The sequence below is a fragment of the Arthrobacter sp. TJ-263 genome (assembly GCF_058269155.1).
Window position 1 is genome coordinate 434,728 of sequence record NZ_JBZCNE010000003.1, and the last position, 19,545, is coordinate 454,272.

Annotated in this window: 19 protein-coding genes and 1 tRNA gene; 10 read left to right on the forward strand and 10 right to left on the reverse strand. The window is 67.8% G+C overall.

The features are described from left to right. Positions 1-3: 3 nt before the first annotated feature. From AC4D2F_RS16220 to AC4D2F_RS16230, 3 genes are all read right to left on the reverse strand, one after another. Positions 4-2,388 carry a phosphoketolase family protein gene (locus tag AC4D2F_RS16220; protein WP_490911525.1) on the reverse strand — a complete coding sequence of 795 codons (2,385 nt, stop codon included), beginning with the start codon at positions 2,386-2,388 and terminating at the stop codon, positions 4-6. A gap of 40 nt (positions 2,389-2,428) precedes the next feature. Then, positions 2,429-4,918, reverse strand: a complete 2,490-nt coding sequence (locus AC4D2F_RS16225) for an ATP-dependent DNA ligase (protein WP_490911526.1) — start codon at positions 4,916-4,918, stop codon at positions 2,429-2,431. Between the two features lie 88 nt (positions 4,919-5,006). Continuing rightward, positions 5,007-5,501 carry an SRPBCC domain-containing protein gene (locus tag AC4D2F_RS16230; protein WP_490911527.1) on the reverse strand — a complete coding sequence of 165 codons (495 nt, stop codon included), beginning with the start codon at positions 5,499-5,501 and terminating at the stop codon, positions 5,007-5,009. A gap of 69 nt (positions 5,502-5,570) precedes the next feature. On the opposite strand from AC4D2F_RS16230, the gene ku reads away from it, so the two are divergent. Then, positions 5,571-6,410: a non-homologous end joining protein Ku gene (ku, locus tag AC4D2F_RS16235; protein ID WP_104167506.1), complete on the forward strand. Its 840-nt coding sequence runs from the start codon at positions 5,571-5,573 to the stop codon at positions 6,408-6,410. Further along, on the forward strand, positions 6,410-6,664 hold the full coding sequence (locus AC4D2F_RS16240; protein ID WP_104167507.1) for a hypothetical protein: 255 nt from the start codon (positions 6,410-6,412) through the stop codon (positions 6,662-6,664). Before ku ends, AC4D2F_RS16240 begins: the two co-directional genes overlap by 1 nt. Position 6,665: 1 nt before the next feature. Here the strand turns inward: AC4D2F_RS16240 and nhaA are convergent, their stop codons facing one another. The 5 genes from nhaA to AC4D2F_RS16265 form a co-directional block, all read right to left on the reverse strand. After that, positions 6,666-8,084 carry a Na+/H+ antiporter NhaA gene (gene nhaA / locus AC4D2F_RS16245; RefSeq protein WP_490911529.1) on the reverse strand — a complete coding sequence of 473 codons (1,419 nt, stop codon included), beginning with the start codon at positions 8,082-8,084 and terminating at the stop codon, positions 6,666-6,668. A gap of 131 nt (positions 8,085-8,215) precedes the next feature. Beyond that, a complete protein-coding gene (locus AC4D2F_RS16250) occupies positions 8,216-8,914 on the reverse strand; it encodes a potassium channel family protein (protein ID WP_490911531.1) in 699 nt (232 codons plus the stop codon). Next, complete coding sequence (locus tag AC4D2F_RS16255) at positions 8,907-10,391, reverse strand: TrkH family potassium uptake protein (RefSeq protein ID WP_490911532.1); 1,485 nt, start codon at positions 10,389-10,391, stop codon at positions 8,907-8,909. The genes AC4D2F_RS16250 and AC4D2F_RS16255 overlap by 8 nt, the downstream gene beginning before the upstream one ends. A gap of 101 nt (positions 10,392-10,492) precedes the next feature. After that, entirely contained in the window at positions 10,493-11,164 is a 672-nt protein-coding gene (locus AC4D2F_RS16260) for a haloacid dehalogenase type II (protein WP_490911533.1), read from the reverse strand. Continuing rightward, the gene (locus tag AC4D2F_RS16265) at positions 11,164-11,415 is read right to left on the reverse strand and encodes a DUF2630 family protein (protein WP_104167510.1); all 252 of its coding nucleotides are present in this window, start codon (positions 11,413-11,415) and stop codon (positions 11,164-11,166) included. The genes AC4D2F_RS16260 and AC4D2F_RS16265 overlap by 1 nt, the downstream gene beginning before the upstream one ends. Before the next feature lie 194 nt (positions 11,416-11,609). On the opposite strand from AC4D2F_RS16265, the gene AC4D2F_RS16270 reads away from it, so the two are divergent. From AC4D2F_RS16270 to pstS, 5 genes are all read left to right on the forward strand, one after another. Further along, positions 11,610-11,683, forward strand: a tRNA-Val gene (locus tag AC4D2F_RS16270). Positions 11,684-11,901: 218 nt separating this feature from the next. Continuing rightward, a complete protein-coding gene (locus AC4D2F_RS16275) occupies positions 11,902-12,357 on the forward strand; it encodes an Hsp20/alpha crystallin family protein (protein ID WP_490911617.1) in 456 nt (151 codons plus the stop codon). A gap of 102 nt (positions 12,358-12,459) precedes the next feature. Further along, entirely contained in the window at positions 12,460-13,257 is a 798-nt protein-coding gene (locus tag AC4D2F_RS16280) for an SDR family oxidoreductase (RefSeq protein WP_490911535.1), read from the forward strand. 102 nt (positions 13,258-13,359) lie between these two features. Beyond that, positions 13,360-13,578 carry a hypothetical protein gene (locus tag AC4D2F_RS16285; RefSeq protein ID WP_490911537.1) on the forward strand — a complete coding sequence of 73 codons (219 nt, stop codon included), beginning with the start codon at positions 13,360-13,362 and terminating at the stop codon, positions 13,576-13,578. A 78-nt stretch (positions 13,579-13,656) separates the two neighbouring features. Beyond that, entirely contained in the window at positions 13,657-14,766 is a 1,110-nt protein-coding gene (pstS, locus tag AC4D2F_RS16290; protein ID WP_490911538.1) for a phosphate ABC transporter substrate-binding protein PstS, read from the forward strand. Positions 14,767-14,819: 53 nt separating this feature from the next. Here pstS and AC4D2F_RS16295 read toward each other — a convergent pair whose 3' ends face one another. After that, a complete protein-coding gene (locus AC4D2F_RS16295) occupies positions 14,820-15,359 on the reverse strand; it encodes an SRPBCC family protein (protein ID WP_306738616.1) in 540 nt (179 codons plus the stop codon). 216 nt (positions 15,360-15,575) lie between these two features. Between AC4D2F_RS16295 and AC4D2F_RS16300 the strand changes: the two genes are divergently transcribed. Continuing rightward, positions 15,576-16,070, forward strand: coding sequence for a Dps family protein (locus AC4D2F_RS16300; RefSeq protein WP_104167514.1), 495 nt, complete (start codon positions 15,576-15,578; stop codon positions 16,068-16,070). Positions 16,071-17,061: 991 nt separating this feature from the next. On the opposite strand, the gene AC4D2F_RS16305 is transcribed toward AC4D2F_RS16300, so the two are convergent. After that, the gene (locus AC4D2F_RS16305) at positions 17,062-17,898 is read right to left on the reverse strand and encodes a GAF domain-containing protein (RefSeq protein WP_490911540.1); all 837 of its coding nucleotides are present in this window, start codon (positions 17,896-17,898) and stop codon (positions 17,062-17,064) included. A gap of 263 nt (positions 17,899-18,161) precedes the next feature. Between AC4D2F_RS16305 and AC4D2F_RS16310 the strand changes: the two genes are divergently transcribed. Together AC4D2F_RS16310 and AC4D2F_RS16315 are read left to right on the forward strand one after the other, a co-directional pair. Beyond that, positions 18,162-18,908 (forward strand): GAF and ANTAR domain-containing protein, encoded by a 747-nt coding sequence (locus AC4D2F_RS16310; protein ID WP_490911541.1) that lies wholly within the window; start codon positions 18,162-18,164, stop codon positions 18,906-18,908. Between the two features lie 197 nt (positions 18,909-19,105). Further along, positions 19,106-19,420: a hypothetical protein gene (locus AC4D2F_RS16315; protein ID WP_490911543.1), complete on the forward strand. Its 315-nt coding sequence runs from the start codon at positions 19,106-19,108 to the stop codon at positions 19,418-19,420. Positions 19,421-19,545 lie beyond the last annotated feature (125 nt).

Here is a 19,545-nt window from a genome sequence, read left to right on the forward strand (position 1 = left end):
GTTTTACTTCGCGTCGTCCGGCGAAGATTCGTCGAGCGTCCAGCCGGTGATGGTCTCGAGGTCCTTCCCGGCGTCACGCGTGTACTGCCAGGCGCGCTGCCGCTGGTCCTGGAGATCCTGCCGGAAGCGGGCCTGGGTGGCACCGAGGGCCGGCACGCGGTCGATCACGTCCATGGCCAGCTGGAACCGGTCGATCTGGTTGAGCATCGCCATGTCGAACGGCGTCGTCGTGGTGCCCTCCTCTTTATACCCGCGTACGTGCAGGTTCGCGTGGTTGGTCCGCCGGTAGGTCAGGCGGTGGATGAGCCAGGGGTAGCCGTGATACGCGAAGACCACGGGCTTCCCGGTCGTGAACAGCGTGTCGAAGTCGCGTGCGGACAATCCGTGGGGGTGCTCGGAACTGTCCTGCAGGCGCATGAGGTCCACGACGTTGACCACGCGGATCCTGAGCCCCGGGATCGCCGCCTTGAGCAGCCCGGCCGCGGCCACGACCTCGAGGGTCGGCACGTCACCGGCACAGCCGAGGACGACGTCGGGCTCCACGCCCGGCTCCTCGGATCCCGCGAAGTCCAGGATGCCGATGCCCCGCTTCACGTGCAGATGCGCGTCCTCCGGTTCGAACCAGGTGGGCGCGGGCTGCTTGCCGGTGACGATCACGTTGATGGTGTCGCGGGTCCGCAGGCAGTGCTCGGTGACCGCGAGCATCGTGTTCGCGTCCGGCGGCAGGTAGACCCGGATGATGTCCGCCTTCTTGTTGACCACGTGGTCGATGAAGCCCGGGTCCTGGTGGGAGAACCCGTTGTGGTCCTGCTGCCAGACGTGACTGGAGAGCATGTAGTTGAAGGAGGCGATGGGCTGGCGCCAGGACAGCGCGCGGTGCACCTTGAGCCACTTCGCGAACTGGTTGAACATCGAGTCGACGATGTGCACGAACGCCTCGTAGCAGTTGAACACGCCGTGCCGGCCGGTGAGGAGGTAGCCCTCCAGCCAGCCCTGGCACAGGTGCTCGCTGAGCACCTCCATCACGCGGCCGGAGCGGGCGAGGTGCTCGTCGACGTCCTCGATGCGCGGCTGCCACGCCTTGTCCGTCACCTCGTACACGGTCGACAGCCGGTTCGACGCGGTCTCGTCGGGCCCGAACAGGCGGAAGTTGTGCGGGTTCTGCTCGATGACGTCCCGGAGGTAGCCGCCGACGGTCATCATCGGGCTGGCCTTCCCGACGCCCGGCCGGAGGACCTCGACGGCGTGCTCGGCGTAGGAGGGCAGCACGAGGTCGCGGAGGAGCCAGCCGCCATTGGCGTAGGGCGTCGCACTCATGCGGAGGGGGCCCTCCGGGGCGAGCGCGGCGATCGCGGGCCGGAGTTCCCCGGTGTCCGTGAAGAGCGAGCCCGGATCGTAGGACCGCATCCACTCCTCGAGCTGGTGCAGGTGCTCCTCGTTCTCGTGGATCCCGGACAGCGGCACCTGGTGCGCGCGCCACGTGCCCTCCGAGGGCAGGCCGTCGACCACGGCCGGCCCGGTCCAGCCCTTCGGCGAGCGCAGCACGATCATGGGCCACCGGGGGGCGGGCGCCTCCGGGGGTGCCGGTGCGGTGCGGGCCGCCGCCTGGATGGCGTGGATGTCGTCGATGCAGGCGTCCAGGACGGCGGCGAAGTCCCGGTGCGCGGCCTCCGTGGCCGAGGGGTCGGACACCGTGACGAAGTGCGGGTCGTAGCCGTAGCCGTACATGAGCTGCCGCAGCTGCTCCTCGGGCATGCGGGAGAGCACGGTGGGATTGGCGATCTTGTAGCCGTTCAGGTGCAGGATCGGCAGGACCGCGCCGTCGACCGCCGGGTCCACGAAGCTGGTCGAGTGCCAGCTCGCGGCGAGCGGGCCGGTCTCGGCCTCGCCGTCGCCCACCACCGTGGCGGCGATGAGGTCGGGGTTGTCGAAGACGGCACCGTAGGCGTGGGCCAGCGCGTAGCCCAGCTCCCCGCCCTCGTGGATGGATCCCGGGGTCTCCGGCGCCGCATGGGACGGGATGCCGCCGGGGTAGCTGAACTGCCTGAAGAGGGCGTCGAGCCCCGACCCGTCCCTGCCGATGGTGCTGTACACCTCGGAGTACGTCCCCTCGAGCCAGGCGTTGGCCACGTTCGCGGGCCCGCCGTGGCCGGGACCCGTGACGAAGAGCATCTCCTGCCGTCGCTCCGAGATCACGCGGTTCAGGTGCGTGTAGACGAAGTTGAGCCCGGGCGTGGTGCCCCAGTGTCCGAGCAGCCGGGCCTTGACGTCCTCCGCGGCCAGCGGACGGGTCAGCAGGGCGTTGTCCCGCAGGTAGATCTGGCCCACCGAGATGTAGTTGGCCGCCCGCCACCAGGCGTCCAGTCCCCGGACATCGAGAGTGCTCATATCTGCCTCCTTGGGTGATGCGCTGTGGATTCGGGTCCGTTCAGAGTTCGACGACGACGTCGGACGGTGACTTGTCGGGACGCCAGCCGCGCCAGACGGGATGCCGGAGCCGCCCGGAGCCGGTCTGCTCGCTGTACTGGACCTCGCCCACCAGGGCCGGCCGGACCCAGTGGGCGTCGGATGCGTCGGCGCCCGGGACGTCGCCGAGCGGGGCGGTCTTGCGGGCCAGCTTCTTCAGGCGGGCGCCCACCTCCGCGAGATCGCGGTCCGTCAGCCCTGATCCCACACGGCCCACGTAGCGGAGGTCCACGCCGTCGGGCACGGCGACGAGCAGGGACCCCACCTTCGCCGCGCGGTTGCCCCGCCCGGGGCGCCAGCCGACGACGACGACCTCCTGCGTCTGCAGGTGCTTGATCTTCACCCACGACGCCGAACGCGCGCCGGGCTGGTAGTCGCTCGTGAGGCGTTTGGCCATGATGCCCTCCAGTCCCAGCTGCCGGCTCGCCTCAACCGCCTCCCGGAGCGTGGCGTCGAGTACCGGCGGGACCTGCACGTGCCCATCCTCGGCGTCGTCGACGGCTTTCCCGAGCAGTTCCCGGCGCTGGCGGTACTCGAGGCCCGTGAGGTCGTTGCCGTCGAGCTCCAGGAGGTCGAAGAGCATGAGGCGCACCGGCGTGATGGCCTGCGCGGCCTCGATCTCGGCGCGATAGGTCAGCTTCATGCGCGTCTGCAGGAGCCCGAAGTCGGGGCGGCCCCTGGCGTTCAACGCGACGATCTCGCCGTCGAGCACCGCACTGTCCGCGCTGAGGAGCCCGCCGAGGTCCCCGAGCTCCGGGTAGATGGGCGTGGTGTCCACCCCGTTGCGGCTGATCAGGCGGACCCCGCCGTCCCGGACGACGGCGATGCAGCGCACACCGTCCCACTTCATCTCGTACGCCCAGTCCTCCGGATCGGGGATGGCCTGCTCGGAGCCGAGGGTCGCCAGCATGGGCCGCACGGGGGTGGCATCCCCGGGCGGGGCAGGGGTGGCATCCATGCCGGCGTCCGTAGAGGTACCCGGGTCCTGCTCCGCGGCCGTGCCCGGGTCCTGCTGCGCCGTGGCGGGCTGCTCCTTCATCAGGTGGATCAGCCAGTTGCTCCTGGCGCCCGGCGCGCCGCCCGTGTTGATGAGCGCGTAGCGGCGGATCGCGGCGCCACCCCGCGCGAGGCCGCCGTCCGGCCTCCCGTGGAGCGTGCAGATGACTTCCTTGCCGTCCCTCCACTTCTCCAGCTCGTAGGTCCCCGCATCCCAGATGGTCACGTCTCCCGCACCGTATTCCCCCTTGGGAATGGTTCCTTCGAAGGAGCCGTAGTCGAGGGGGTGGTCCTCGGTCTGCACGGCCAGGTGATTCCTGTCCGGCGTCAGGGGAGGGCCCTTGGGGACGGCCCAGGAGACGAGTACGCCCTCGCGTTCCAGCCGGAAGTCGTAGTGCAGCCGCCGCGCGTGATGCTCCTGGATCACGAAGCTGTTGCCGCCCGCCGACCCCACGGCGTCGGGAATCGGTTCGGGTGTCTTCGACGCATCGCGCATCGACCGGTACGTCGAGAGCCGGTCCGAGGCGGCAGCTCCGCCGTCCTCCGCCGACGAGGGAGGGTGCGTCGCGGGAGCCAGGACATCCCCCAGTGCCTCGACCCGCTGCAGGACGTCGCGGTAGTCGAGGTGGCGGAGCCCCGCGGAGCCGATCTCCTCCCAGGTGCGCGGGGCGGCGACGGTCGGCTCGAGCCGCCCGCGCAGCGAGTAGGGGCTCACCGTCGTCTTGTTCGCGTTGTTCTGGCTCCAGTCCACGAGCACCTTGCCGGGGCGGAGGGCCTTTTTCATGTCGCTGACCGCGAGGTCCGGGTGGTCGGCCTCGAGGGCGCGCGCGAGTTCGTGGGCGACGGCGGACACCTGTCCGGAGGTCTGCCGGCCGTCGAGGGCGCAGTAGAGATGGATCCCCTTGGAGCCGCTGGTGACGGGGAACGGCTCGAGCCCCATGCCCTGCAGGATGGGCCGGGCGAGTTGGGCCACGGCGGCACAGTCCGCCAGTCCCGCGCCGTCGCCGGGGTCGAGGTCGAGGACGAGGCGGTCGGGGTTCGCCGGGGTGCCGTCCGCCGCGAAGCGCCACTGGGGCACGTGGAGCTCGAGTGCCGAGATCTGCCCCAGCCAGGTGAGCGTGGCGAGGTCGTCGACCATCGGATAGACGTTGGTGTGGTCCTTGTGCTTGATCGCGTTCCGCGGGACCCAGGCGGGGGCGTTCTCGTCGATGTTCTTCTGGAAGAACACCTGGCCCGGGTCCTCGGGCGTGCCGACCCCGTGCACCCAGCGCTTGCGCGTCACCGGGCGGTGCGCTGCATGGCGGATCAGGTGGGGCGCCACGGCCGCGTAGTAGGCGAGGACGTCGGCCTTGGTGGTGCCGGTGGCGGGATACAGCACCTTGTCCAGGCTGGAGAGGCGCAGCGTGCGCCCGTCGACGGTGACGGTCTGCTGCCCTGCGGAGCGGGGAGGGGCCATTCCCCCAGTCTTGACCGGATGCCCGCGGTATTCCAGTCCCAATCGGCGCTCCGGCCCCGGGGAGTCCCCGGAGGGTCCCCGCGGAGGCTCAGTCCCCGAACTGCCGGCGGTACCGGGCCACGTAGGTGTCCCAGACCGCGGGATCCTGCCCGAGGCTGCGCTTGTTCAGGAAGTCGTCGAGGCCCGCGATGGTGAGGTGCCACCCGGCCGCCATGGTCGCCGAATGGCGGGGGCTGCCGGGGGTCAGGAACAGCACCAGCTGCGTGCCGTTCTCCGCGGTCCGCGCGAGCTCCCAGCGGAGGGTGTCCCGCTCCCAGGTGTAGGCGAGCACCGACGGCCTCTCGGCCTCCAGTACCGTCCCGCGCAGGGGCTTCTGGTCGGCGAAGCGGAACAGGATCTCCTCGTCCTTGCGCGGCTCGAACTCCATCTCGCACGGGAACCAGTACTTCAACTTGTCGACCTCGGTGAGGTGCTTCCACAGCACGGTCGGCGGGAACGCGAACTGGAACTCCAGGCGCAGCACGGTCCCGCCGTCGTCGCTGGTGGTCTTGCTGACGATGGGCTCTACGGTCTCGGAAGTCACACCCCAAGTCTAGGGGTGGGCGGAGGGCATCCTCTGGCCCGGTAAGCCTGCTTGGTGTTCACTTGTGCCATGAGAGCCATCTGGAAGGGTGCCGTCGCGTTCGGCCTGGTCAACGTGCCGGTCAAGGTCTACAGCGCCACGGAGGATCACGACATCTCCCTGCACCAGGTGCACGACAAGGACGGCGGCCGCATCCGCTACCAGCGGCGCTGCGAGGTGTGCGGGGAGGTGGTCGACTTCAAGCACATCGACAAGGCGTTCGACGACGGCGAGCACACGGTGGTGCTGACGGACGAGGACCTCTCCGCCCTGCCGGTCGAGAGGAGCCGGGAGATCGAGGTGGTCGAGTTCGTCCCGAGCGACCAGATCGACCCCATCATGCTCGACCGCGCATACTTCCTGGAGCCCGACAGCACTTCGACCAAGGCCTACGTCCTGCTGCGACGCACGCTCGAGGAGACGGACCGCACGGCGATCGTGCAGTTCTCCCTCCGCCAGAAGAGCCGCCTCGCCGCCCTGCGCGTCCGGGGTGACGTCCTCATGCTCCAGACGCTCCTCTGGGACGACGAGGTGCGTGAGGCGTCCTTCCCGGCCCTCGAGGAGAAGGTGCGGATCTCGGCCAAGGAGAAGGAGATGTCGGCCGCCCTCGTGGACTCCTTCTCCACCGACTTCGATCCGGAGAACTTCACCGACGAGTACCAGGTGCAGCTGCGCACCCTGATCGACGCGAAGATCGAGAAGGGCGACACCCTCGACACCGAGGAGACATTCGGCGGAGCCAAGGACGAGGACGACGACGCCACCGTGCTGGACCTCATGGAGGCCCTGCGGCGCAGCGTCGAGAAGAACCGCGAGAAGAAGGCCGGGTCCGCGAAGGAGTCCGGCTCGTCCAGGAAGAAGGGTGCGTGATGGGTTTCTTCACCGACAGCCTCGGCCGCCAGACGGTCGCCCAGAAGCCGAACGCCCCGATCCTGGGGTGGGCGGTGCTCGGCGCGGCCTCCTTCCTGGCCCTCGACGAGGACAATCGCGAGCGCCTGCGCCGGGCCAGCGCCGTGTGCCTGGCCGTCTGGGCCGCCCTCGAGGTCGTCTCCGGGCGGAGCGGTTTCCGTCGCAGTGCAGGCGCACTGACCCTGTCCTGGCTCTGGCGGCGTGTGAACGCCTGACCTAGCGCTGCTCGAAGACGTCGGGGACGCCGTCGTTGTCCGCGTCGATCTTCTCCTGTTCCTCGATCTCGCGGTACCGCTTGTTCCGCCGGCGCAGCACCACGGCTGCGGCCAGCGCGGCGATCAGGGATCCGGCGAGGATGGCGACCTTCGCGTGGTCGTCCTCGGGCGTCCCCTGACCGAAGCCGAGTTCGCTGATGAGCAGCGACACCGTGAAGCCGACGCCCGCCAGCAGGGCGACGCCGACGATGTCCACCCAGGTGAGGTCGGGGTCCAGGCTCGCCTTGGTGGTCTTCGTGACGGCGAGGGTGGCCAGCAGGATGCCCACGGGCTTGCCGATGACGAGGGCCACCATGATGCCGACGGCGATGGGATCGGTGATGGCGCTCACGAGTCCCTCCAGGCCACCGATGGCCACTCCGGCGGAGAAGAAGGCGAAGACGGGGACGGCGAAGCCCGCGGACAGCGGGCGGATGCGGTGCTCGAGGGTGTCGGCCAGGCCGTCGGGCTGCACGTCGTGCGCCTTGGCCGGCCCGTCGGCCGGTTCGGTGTCGACGGGCTGCGCCGGGTCGTCGAGGTCGGACGCCTTCACGCCATGCGGGAGGACGGGGATGGCGAACCCGAGCAGGACGCCGGCGACGGTGGCGTGCACCCCGGATTCGTGGACCAGGGCCCACACCACGAACCCGAGCGGGAGCAGGATCAGCCAGGGGGCCCAGGCCCGGCGCTGGAAGAAGGTCGGGAAGCGCTGCGCGAGGAAGGCGTAGACCGCCAGCGGGACGATCGCGATCAGCAGTGGCGGGACGGAGATGTCCTCCGAGTAGAAGAACGCGATGATGCTGATCGCCAGGAGGTCGTCCACCACGGCGAGCGTCAGCAGGAAGATGCGCAGTGCGCTGGGGAGTGACGAGCCGACGACGGCGAGGACGGCCACCGCGAAGGCGATGTCGGTCGCGGTCGGGATCGCCCAGCCGCGCAATGCCTCGGGGCCGGCGCTCAGCGTGATCGCGACATATACCAGTGCGGGCACGACGACTCCGCCGATCGCCGCTGCGACGGGCACGACCGCGCGGTCGAACTTGCGCAGGTCACCGGCGACGAACTCGCGCTTCAGCTCCAGGCCCGCGAGGAAGAAGAAGATGGCGAGCAGGCCGTCCGCGGCCCAGGCCCCGATACTCAGCTCGAGGTGCCAGGGCTCGTAGCCGAACCTGAAGTCACGCACCGCGAAGTAGGTGTCCGCTGCGGCGGTGTTCGCGAGGACGAGCGCCAGGACGGTGGCGAGGAGGAGCAGGCCTCCACCGACGGTCTCCTTGCGCAGGATGCCGGAGATGCGCAGGTGTTCCGGGTAGCTGCTGCGGCTGAAGACGATGGCGCCGCGGGGTGGTCCGGGCGGACTGGACGGTGCGTGACTGGAGGTCATGGGTTCCTGGGATCGGGCTCGCTCGTATGAGCGCCGACCAGACTTCCCGGCTCACCAAGACCTCCAGCGTAGCGCGCGGGCGGAGCGGACCGTGAAAAAAGACGCCGCAGCAGGGGGCTTGCGCTGCCCGCTCAGACGAGGGAACTGAAGTGCTCGGCCTTGCCGGTCGGTCCCGCCACGATGATCTCGTCGTCGTCGTACAGGGTGGTCTGCGCTGTCGTGTAGTCCCATTCGCCGCCCTTGCGCTTGACGGCGACAACCGTGACGCCGTGTTTGGCGCGCAGGCCAGTGGTGCCGAGCTCGCGGTCCCAGTACTCCCGTGGCGGCCGGGTCTTGACCATGGCGAAGTTGTCCTCGAACTCGACGTAGTCGAGCATGGTGCCACGGACGAGGTGGGCGACGCGCTTGCCCATGTCGTGCTCGGGACGGATCACGCGCTCCACACCCAGCTGGGAGAGGATCTGGGCGTGCGGCTCGCTGACGGCCTTCGCCCAGATGGTGGGCCGATCGAAGCGTAGGAGGATCGATGTGGTCAGGATGCTCGCTTCCAGGTCGCTGCCGATGCCCACGACGACGCGGTCGAAGTCCGGCAGCGACAGCTGGCGCAGGGCCTCCTCCTTCGTGGTGTCGGCACGCACCACGTGCGTGAGCAGGCCGTTGTAGGACTGGACGGTGTCCTCGTCGTCGTCGATCCCGAGGACTTCGGTCCCGGCGTTCTCGAGTTCGAGGGCCAAGGCACCTCCGAACCGGCCGAGGCCGATGACGGCGACGGAATCCGCGGCAGCGATCGCATCGGCGGGCCTGGAGGAGAAGATGTGGTGCCTAGCCAATGAGGGGCCTTTCCTTCGGGTATTCGTAGTAGAGGGGTTTGGAGCGCAGCGCCAGCGCCGTGGCGAGGGTGACCGGGCCGAGGCGTCCGGCGAACATCACGAGGATCAGGACCACCTGGCCCGCGGACGGGATGCCGGCCGTGATGCCCGTGGAGAGGCCGACCGTCGCGAAGGCGGAGATCACCTCGAAGAGGATCCGGTCGAGGCCGAAGTCGGTGGTGAGCATGAGGAACATGGTCGCGGTGGTGACGAGCCCGACGGCGAGCAGGACGATCGAGATGGCCTGCCGCTGGGCGGAGCGGGGCAGGCGCTTGCCGAAGACGTTGACGGCGGTGCCTCCGCTGATCTCGGTGTAGAGGATGAAGAACAGAACCCCGAACGTGGTGATCTTCAGGCCACCGGCTGTTCCGGCGGGGCCGCCTCCGATGAACATCAGCACGTCCATGACCAGGAGGGTCACCGGATCGAGGTGCGCGAAGTCGACGCTGTTGAAACCGGCCGTCCGTGTCATCACGGACTGGAAGAATCCCGCGAGGATCCGCTCCCGCGGCCGCATCGCCCCGAGGGTGGCGGGGTTGGACCACTCGACGAGGGTGATGCAGACAGTACCCAGGACGAGCAGGGCCACCGTGCCGCTCAGGACGAGCTTGGTGGTCATGTGCCACTTCCGGGGGAACCGGAAGTGGCGGCGCAGCTCGAAGAGGACCGGGAAGCCCAGCCCGCCGATGATGACGGCGGCGCAGATCGGCAGGCAGATCCACGGGTCGCCCACGAATCCGATCAGGCTGTCGCTGAACAGCGCGAATCCGGCGTTGTTGAAGGCGGACACCGCGTGGAAGATCCCGAGCCACACCGCTTCCCCGAAGTCGTGGCCGTAGTGCAGCCGGAAGCGGGCGGCGAGCAGCACCGCCGTCACGGACTCCACGACCAGGGTGATCCGCAGGACGCCCAGGAGCACGGTGCGGACGTCGCCGAAACCCACGCTCTTGGTCTCCGCCGCCGTCGAGATGCGCGAGCGAAGGCCCATCCGGCGGGCCAGGAGGACACCCAGGAGGGAGGCGAAGGACATGATGCCGAAGCCGCCGACCTGGATGAGCCCCAGGATGATCACGTGGCCGGCACCGGTCCAGTAGACCGGCGTGTCGACGACGATCAGACCGGTGACACAGACGGCGGAGGTGGCCGTGAAGAGCGCCTCGAGGAACGTGGCGCTTCCTGCTCCCACCTTCGAGCTCGGGAGCATCAGCAGCACCGTACCGACGAGGATCGCCGCCCCGAAGCCCAGCACGATCACCTGGGCAGGATGGCGGGGACCGAGCCGTTCCAGCCGGACAGCGACGGTGTGTGCGGCCCGGTGCAGGCGGGCGGCCGTGGAACGGCGGAACTTCCGGACCGGTGCGGTGCGTGACGTGACGGGGATGCCCTCGACCTCCGGGGACGGTGCGACCGGTGCGGACGATCCGCACCGGTGGCTCATTCAACCCGACGACCGGTCGCGGATGTGGCGTCTTTACGCTTTTTTGATGCGCCCTGCGCCGTGAGGAGCCCTGCCTCCCGCAGCAGCTCGTTGGTCGAGCGTCAGGCCCGGACGAGGAGGTCCGGCAGGTCGGCGATCGTCGGCACCTCGTGGTCCGGGCGTGTCATGACGGCCGGGTAGGGTCCCCCGGAGCGGTTGAGCCAGACCGTGCGGAGACCAGCCCGCGCGGCCCCGTCAATGTCCCACGGGTGGACCGCGACGAGTACGACGTCGTCCGCCGCCCGCTGGATCGCCCGGAGGGCATAGGCATAGGACTCCGGGGCGGGCTTCCATCGCGGTGCGTCCTCGACGGACAGGACGGGGCCGACGTCGGCGCGGACGCCTCCCCGCTCGAGGAGCGCCTCCGCGGTCGCGGCAGCGCCGTTGGTGAGCGCTGCCAGCTCGAAGCCCCGGCCGGTCAGGGCCCGGAACCCCTCGACGACGTCCGGGTGGAGGGGCAGCCCCTGCAGGCTCGTCATCACGTGCGCGACCGCATCCTCGACGTCCCGGTTGAGCGGCTGCCCCGCGAGGACCGTGCGGAGGGCATCATCGGCGACCTCGCCGAAGGGCACGTTGTACCCGGCGGCCGTGAGGGCGAACCCGTCACGGAGCACCGAGGCGAACCACAGCGCGGCCAGCTGCGGGGGAGCGCCGACCTCCTCGAAGTGCTGGGACATCCGCCCCATGTCCGAGAGGGTCTCGTTGACGTCGAACAGCACGAGGGGCAGGGCCATTACTGGCGGTACCCCTCCACCTGGCTGACGGGACGGGTGCCGGCATCGGCCGGGTTCTCTCCGGCGTCGGCCTTCGCCCGGCGCTGGCGCAGCAGGTCCCAGCACTGGTCGAGATCCTCCTCGACGCGCTTGAGGCGGGTGGCGTGGTCCTGCTGCTCCGCTCCCGCGCCGGCGTCCTGGGGCTGCTCCCGGAGGTCGTGCTCTTCCTGGACGAGTGTCTGGATGCGCTGCAGGATGTCCTGGTTGTCCATGGTGCTGTCCCTTCGTGCGGTGGTGCCCGGCAGGCGCCCAAAACGCTCAGCAGGCTTTCCTTCAGGCTACTGAGGCAGCACAGCGATGACCAGCACGGTTATCGGCGGGAATCCGGGCGCGGCCACACCCGCACTGCCGTACCGGGGGAATTTGGCGCGGCGCCCGGATGGCCTAAGCTATGGGAGAACCAGTTGCCTGTGTAGCTCAGTCTGGTAGAGCATCCGCTTCACACGCGGAAGGCCCGGGGATCGAGGCCCCGCGCAGGCACGAGGATCGGCTGGAGACAGCACCACGGAGAAGGTCCGTACCGATACGTCGGAACGGACCTTCTCTGCGTCCCGGGGTTTTCGTCCTGAGCGAACACCACCTCTTAGCACTCGCCGGGTCCGAGTGCTAACATTTTTCGTAGTTGAGCGGAGGGCGCTCAACCCTGAAGAACCAACCACCTGCCGGTGGCATCAGCGAAGGAGTTGTTTCCCGTGGCCATGAAATTCGATCCTTTCCGCGAGCTGGACCGCGTGACCGGCGCCCTGTTGGAGGGCCGCCCCGGACTGCGCCTCATGCCGATGGACCTCTACCGGGAGAAGGACCACTACGTCCTCTCCGCGGACCTCCCGGGCATCGACCCGGGATCGGTCGACATCGACGTCGACGGCCAGCTCCTGACGATCCGCGCCGAACGCACGCTGCGCAGTGCCGAGGGCGTCAAGTGGCTGACCCGCGAGCGTGAGAGCGGTTCGTTCCTGCGCCAGCTCAACCTCGGCCAGGGCGTCGACACGGAGGGTATCGCCGCCCGCTACGAGAACGGCGTCCTCAGCGTGACGATCCCCGTCATCGAGCGCGCGAGGCCCCGCAAGATCGAGGTGGTCAGCGGGGAATCCGCCGAGCCGGTACGGTCCTCCGCCTCCGATCCGGCCCCCCAGGGCGCCGTCGACGCGTAGGACCGCCCACCCGAGTACCCCCGGACAACCGCCCGGGGGTACTCGGCGTCGATCCCCACGTTCCCCTTGCATGCTGCGCGGCCGGGTGCGAAGGATGGGGACATGGACTTCACACCGAGCAGAGCAATCGTCACGGGTTCCGATTCCGGCATCGGCCGCGCGACGGCCATCGCCCTCGCCGCGGCGGGCTGCGACGTCGGCGTCACCTGGCACTCCGACCGGGAGGGAGCCGAGGAGACCGCGCGGCTCGTACGGGAGAAGGGCGCGCGGGCCGCCGTCGCGCGACTCGACACCACGGACGCGCCGGCCTGCGGCGACGTCGTCGACCAGCTCGCTCACGAACTCGGCGGGCTCGACGTCTTCGTCAACAACGCCGGCGTCAACGGCGGCACCATGTTCATGGAGACGGACTGGGACACGTGGCGCGGCACCATGGGCGCGAACCTCGACGGTGCGTTCGTCTGTCTCCAGCGCGCGGCACGGCACATGATCGACGGCGGCCGCGGTGGACGCATCATCGCCGTCACCAGCGTGCACCAGGAGCAGCCCCGCGTGGGATCGGCGGCGTACGACGCCTCCAAGCACGGCCTCGGCGGTCTCATCCGGACCATCGCCCTCGAACTGGCGGACCGGGGCATCACCGCCAACGCCGTGCTGCCCGGCGAGATCAACACCCCCATGAACGACTCCGAGGAACAGGACCCCCACTCCATGGACCGTCCCGGCATCCCGCTCGGACGCCCCGGCGCGCCCGAGGAGATCGCGGACGTCGTCGCCTTCCTCGCCTCCGGTGCCTCCAGCTACGTCAACGGGGCATCGTTCGTGGTCGACGGCGGCATGCTCCTCATGGGACCCCAGGCGGGGTCGCACCTGACGAGCGGGGACTGGCGGACGCTGTGACCTCGCCGCGACGAAAGCGGCCTCAACCTTCAGCAGCCATTCACGCGCCGTTCAGGAAGCGTGGCTAGCGTTGGAGTCCCGGAACCTTCCGAAAGGCCCACCATGAACGCTCTCCCTGCAGCCCCCGATTCCGAGGTCCAGGACTGGTCGGGCTTCACGCGCGGCCAGCATGTCACCCTCCACCACGCCACGGGCCCCCAGCTCGGCGGTGTCCTGGACATGAGGACCGACGACGCCTCCGTGGTGTGGATCCTGCTGAACGACGGCGGCGGCCGGCGGCTCGTCCACCGGGCGGACGGCTACCGCCTCCGTCACGCCTGACCCGCCCCGCCCGCTGAGGGTCCGTCCACCTGCCGTCCACCTTGGGTTCACCGGACGGCCACCTGTAACGTGACCGGGGTGAGAATTCGTACCGCCCTGTCCCTGACGCTCGCCGTCGCCCTCGGCCTGACCGCCTGCGGATCCGACTATCCCCTCGGGCCGGAGCAGGAAGCGGCAGCCAGGAACGGCGACATGGGACTCCAGGGCGCAGTGACGGCCTCCGGGTCCTCCGCTCAGGGACCGGCCATGGATGCGTGGCGCACGGGGTTCTCCGCCGTGTACCCCCGAGCCCAGGTGCAGTACTCGCCAGATGGTTCCGGTGCGGGACGCGGTGCGCTGCTCGCAGGCGCCGTGGGCTTCGCCGGCTCGGATGCCTACCTCAGCGACGAGGAACTCACGGAGTCCACAGAGGCGTGCGGACCGGACGGCGCCTTCAACATCCCCGCCTACGTCTCGCCGATCAGCGTGGCGTTCAACCTGCCCGGGATCTCGGCACTGAACCTTGACGCCGCCACCGTCGCCCGGATCTTCCGCGGTGAGATCACCAGGTGGGACGATCCCTCGATCACCGCGCAGAACGACGTCGACCTCCCCGCGCTGTCCATCGCGGCAGTGAGCCGCTCCGACGACTCGGGCACCACCGAGAATTTCACCGACTACCTCCACGCCGTGGTCCCGGAGATCTGGACCGAGGAGGCCGACGGGACGTGGCCGGCGGGCCTCGCCAACGAGAACGCCAAGGGAAACGCAGGCGTGGTCAGCACCGTGGCCGCCACCGTCGGCGCCGTGACGTATGCCGATGACTCCGCCGTCGGCGGTCCCCTCGGACGGGTGGCACTGAAGGTCGGCGGAGACTACGTGGACGTGAGCTCCGAGGCCGCCGCGGCCGCCGTCGACCTCGCGGGCCGCGTGCCCGGACGCAAGGACCACGACATCGCCCTGGACCTCGACCGGAGGACCAGCGAACCCGGGGTCTACCCGCTGGTCCTGGTGTCCTACCACGTGTACTGCTCGCGGTACGAGAACGAGGCGACCGCCGACGTCGTGCGCGCATTCGGCACCTACGCCGTCAGCGAGGAAGGCCAGGTCGGAGCCGCAGAGGCCACGAGGAGTTCGCCCATCTCACCGGAACTGTCACGCCAGGCCACCGACGCGATCGCATCCATCGAGGTGGGAGACATCCCCTAGGACGCGGAAAGGCGGACCCCCGACGGGATCCGCCTCCTGCGGCACCGGGCCCGTCAGCCGACGCGCGGGCCGCCCGACTCGGGATCGTCCGCCGAGGTGTCGGGCCAAGTGCCGTTAGCCGGCTCCCCCTCGGACGTGACACCCGAGGGCGGTGCCGCGACGTCGCCGCGCCAGGCGCCGGTCTCGCCGCCGCTCTTCTCGATGAATGCCTTGAACCGCTTGAGGTCCCCCTTCACCTGTGAGGCATCGGCGTTGACGACGGCCCCGACCTTCTCGATGAACGTCTCCGGGTGCCAGTCGATCTGCACCATGAGCCGCGTGGTGTTCTCGTCCAGGCGGTGGAAGGTGACCACGCCGGCATGGGATTTCCCGTCGGTGCTCGTCCACGCCACACGCTCGTCGGGGTGCTGCTCGGTGATCTCGGCATCGAACTCGCGATGCACGCCCCCGATGCTGGTCACCCAGTGCGTGGAGGTGTCCGAGGTCTGCGTGACCGACTCCACGCCGCCCATGAACCGGGGGAAGCTCTCGAACTGCGTCCACTGGTTGTAGGCGGTGCTGACCGGTACTGATACGTCGATGGATTCCTGCACTGAAGCCAAAACGGTTCCTCCTTGGTCGGACTCCGGCGCCGTCCGAACCCCTTCGCAGGGCATGCGACACGACGAAACCGTAAGTCCCCTTAGCGTAGGCAGAGCGGCTGGAATTGGCCAACGCGCAGGGCTAGGGTGAAAGAAGTCCTTCCGGCAGGAATCAGCGCCTCCGGCGCCCGCCCGGGAGGAGAAAATCTCTCTAGCACTGGAGGATCCATGAAGGCATCACCCACTCTCACAGACAACATGCAGGCTGTTCTCGTCGACCTCATCGAACTGCACCTGCAGGGCAAGCAGGCCCACTGGAACGTGGTCGGCAAGAACTTCCGTGACCTTCACCTGCAGCTGGACGAGATCATCGAGGACGCCCGCGCATTCGCGGACGAGATGGCGGAGCGGATGCGCGCACTGCACGCCGTGCCCGACGGCCGCAGCGTGGCCGTGGCCGAAGGGACCAAGATCGATCCGTTCCCGGCCGGCCTCGTCTCGACCAAGGACACCGTGGGCCTCGTGGTCCGGATGCTGAACGCCACCGTCAAGACCATGCGGGACGTCCACGACCAGATCGACGAGGAGGACCCGACCACCGCGGACCTGCTGCACGGCTTCATCGCGAAGCTGGAGCAGTACGCGTGGATGGTGGACGCCGAGAACATGGAGCCCACGGCGGAGGTCGTCACCCCCGCCGGCACCGAGAAGGCCACCGTCTGACGATGTGACCTGATTCCCTGATGTTCGGGAGGGGGACGCGCATCGGCGCCTCCCCCTCCCGTGTGTCCGGGGACTTTCCGACTACCCCCTGATCGGCTTGCATCAGGTGGGCCTCGTCCTGCGCCGATGCTGCCTCTGCAGGGGTGTGGATCCGCCTGTTCCTCTCCGCTGTCGGTGAGCGCGTCGGCGGCTGGCGGTGCGCACCGCTCGGCGGTTGGGCAGCTCCGAGCCGCGGGTCGTGCAGCCTGACCTGGGCCCGAAACCCTCGGCGGGAAGCGAGTCCAGCCTGGCACCAGTCCCGGTCGCCGACGTGGATGCCACGTCGCACAAAGTACCGGCGACACTAGTGCCGCGACACTTCATGGTGAGACGACTTTTCAAGACAGTCACAGCCCCGGAATTCCGGGGGAGCTTCTAAGTGCTGGCTCCTCGCGTCCCGTGTCTCGTGAACCTGTAGTTTTTCGAGACAACCTCGGCGAGCAGCCGACCAGGATCGGCGTTTCACTTAGGGTGCCTTCCCGCCCATCTTCATCGTCCCGGGTAAACGTCCGCTCCCCGATCTCACGGCACTGGCCAGCCCTCTGGGTCCCAGCAGGAGCGATGAACGACTGGCTTGCGAACAGTCCGAGTAGTGGCCTTGCCCGATCTGTGATCGAGGGTAGGTTCCTGACTAGAGCCTTGTCCTCGACTGTACATAGATGATGCAGTGAAGCGATGCATCGGATCCTGTTGCGCGATGTAATCATCGACGCTCCGAACGAGGTGTTCGCAACGACTCGGAACTTCTGGTGGCTATCAGAGCTTGAGTGGAGACCACTTCCGCAGCCTGACTTGAGCCCACTACCCCCGCATGACGATTCGCCCGTGGACTAACTGCATGTCGGCCTACCCCTCTTTCGGTGGTGGGCTCCGGTTGGTGTTGTGCGGTTCCGCTCGGGCTATGTCTTGTAAGGACGTTCGGAGTTGTTTGATGCCGTCGCGAATGCGGGTCTCAGGTGTTAAGTTCCTGTTCGGCGCTCATGGCGAGTTCTCGCAATGTCTGTTCATCTTCGGGTGAGAAGTTTCGAGGGTTTTGGTCGATGATGCACAACGTCCCGACGGTCCATCCGCGGAGTCCTTGCAGAGGGTGGCCGGCGTAGAAGCGAATGTAGGGCTCGCCCAGGACTAGGGTGTTGGCTTTGAAGCGGGGATCGGTTCGGGCGTCATTGACGATGAGAGGTCCCGCGTTGCGGATCGTGGCGTTGCAGAACGAGATCTCCCGGGGCATGTTCTGAGACACGTTACCCACCCTGGATTTGAGGAACTGGCGGTGGTCATCGATCAGGGCGATGGTCGCTGTACTGACCCCGAAGCGATCCTTGGCCTGACGTGTGATCCGGTCCAATCGCTCCTCGACAGGTGTATCCAGCAGGTGGGTGCGTGTGACAGCATCTAGGCGTTCTGATTCCGCTTCTGCCGCCGACAGCAGAAACGCACCGGCGGCCCCGAGCATCCTCCGACCGTCATCGTCCGGCATGACCGCTTGGCTTCCGGTGCTGTTTGGGACCCGGATGGCTGAAGAAGCATCCATGAGGAGTTCGTTGGCTGCTGCGGCCAGCACATCACGGTCGAACACGGGAATATCGAAATGGCCGCCAAGGTAAGCATTTACCTCCAGCTGGGACAGGTTCCCGCCAAGGCCGAAGTAGCTGATCCAGAGTTTCCCGACGGGCAGGCCGGCTTCGATGAGCGCGGCGCGCGTAGGATCCTGGTAGGCGTGTTGATCCACAATGAACGTCCCGGTTGAATGAAGGCCGACCACGATGGTGTCGAAACCCCGAACCACCACGGATCAGCATGCTTGTTATTTCACGGTACTGCGTGCCGCTGGAACCCACGAGGAATCCAAGAGGACGTTACTTGGGTGCACTGACGTGCTGGGTCGTGCATGGGATGCGCTGCGGAGCCGCGGTTCTCCCGGTGTCATGGGATCAACGGTGAAAGGTGCTCAAGTCAGGCTGCGAAGGCGGTCTCCACCGAAGCTCCTCCGATCACCGACGGAGTCTTGCTGGCGCGCTCCGTTGTGGGGCGGGGTGGCGTAAATTGGCGCTCATGCAGGACAACACGTGTCCCGAGCAGGAACCTACGCATTCTGATGCCACCAACCCGCAGGCCCTGATGCTCGAGGACCAGAACATCGCGGACTTCCTCGACCATCTATCGGTGCTGGGGGAGCAGCTTTTCGCTAATGGGGGGTCAGTGCCGTGCGGGCTGATGTCTCGACGCGGCAACCGGCAACTGAGTGTCCAGAGCAGCTCCGGTACGGCCGCAGCCTTGAATGAGGTCCACCACGCCGACGGAGAAGGGCCCTCCTTCGTCGCGATGACCACCAACGAGATTGTCGTGGTCGACGACGCCCGGCACGATCCGCGATGGCCCCAGTATTTCCGTTCCTCGGCTGTCACCGGGTTCGCGTCAATGCTCAGCGTTCCGCTGGAGGTTGGGAACGAGGGAATCGCGGCGCTCAACTTTTACGCTCGACCGGCCGGATACTTCACGGTCGAGAGGCAGCGCATTGCTGCTGTGTTCGCCGCTCAGGCCGGCAAGGCCCTTGAGATGGCGATGCGGGTGGCCCGATATCAGGACGCGGCCTCTGACATGCGTACAGCGATGGAGGCGCGAACCAGTATCGACATGGCCGTCGGCATCATCATCGGCCAGAACAGATGCACTCAGGAGGAAGCGTTCGAGATCCTCCGACGAGCGTCGAACACCCGGAACGGAAAAATCCGCGATATCGCCCAGGGCCTGGTTGTGCACGCCACTGGATCCGCCCCGCGCACCTACTTCACCAACTGAGCCACACCTTCCCGCCAGCGGTGGTGGGCTCAAATCAGACTACGGAGCATGAACGGCCGACGATCCTCGAGCGGGACGTTTAACTAACGGGTAGGTTCCGATTCCACGGGAGCATTGATGCCGCCATGCATGGCGCTCATACTCAGATTCAAAGTGCATGCAACCGGCACCAACCGCTGGTCAACCCTAGGAGTGAGATGTCTGGTGCAACATTGGCGAAGTCCACAATGAAGTTCGGCGTGAGGTTCGGCATCGCGGCGGTGGTGCTGCTCGTCCTGGGGCCGATCATCAACGCGAACTTCGGCATTGGAGACAGTCTGAACTTCGCTCCGCTTCCCGCGGTATGGGAAGCCGCACCAGTCGCCGTGATGGTATCGCTGACCTATCTGGTTCTGCTGGTTGCTTGCGTGTTGCTCTCGGCGATACTCATCACGGCCTCGCTGGTCATTCGTCATAGTGAAGCAAGTGAAGAGACACGAGTGAACGACGGTTCGACCTCCGCCGCTCACTGAGCTAACAACTTCTCCTCAGGCCGGCACCTGCCCGATGGAGGATCCCTCAGCGGGACGGTTATTGCAACCGACTGCGATAGCGCTCAAGCGTTTCGACAATAGGGCCTATGACGACGGGAAACTTG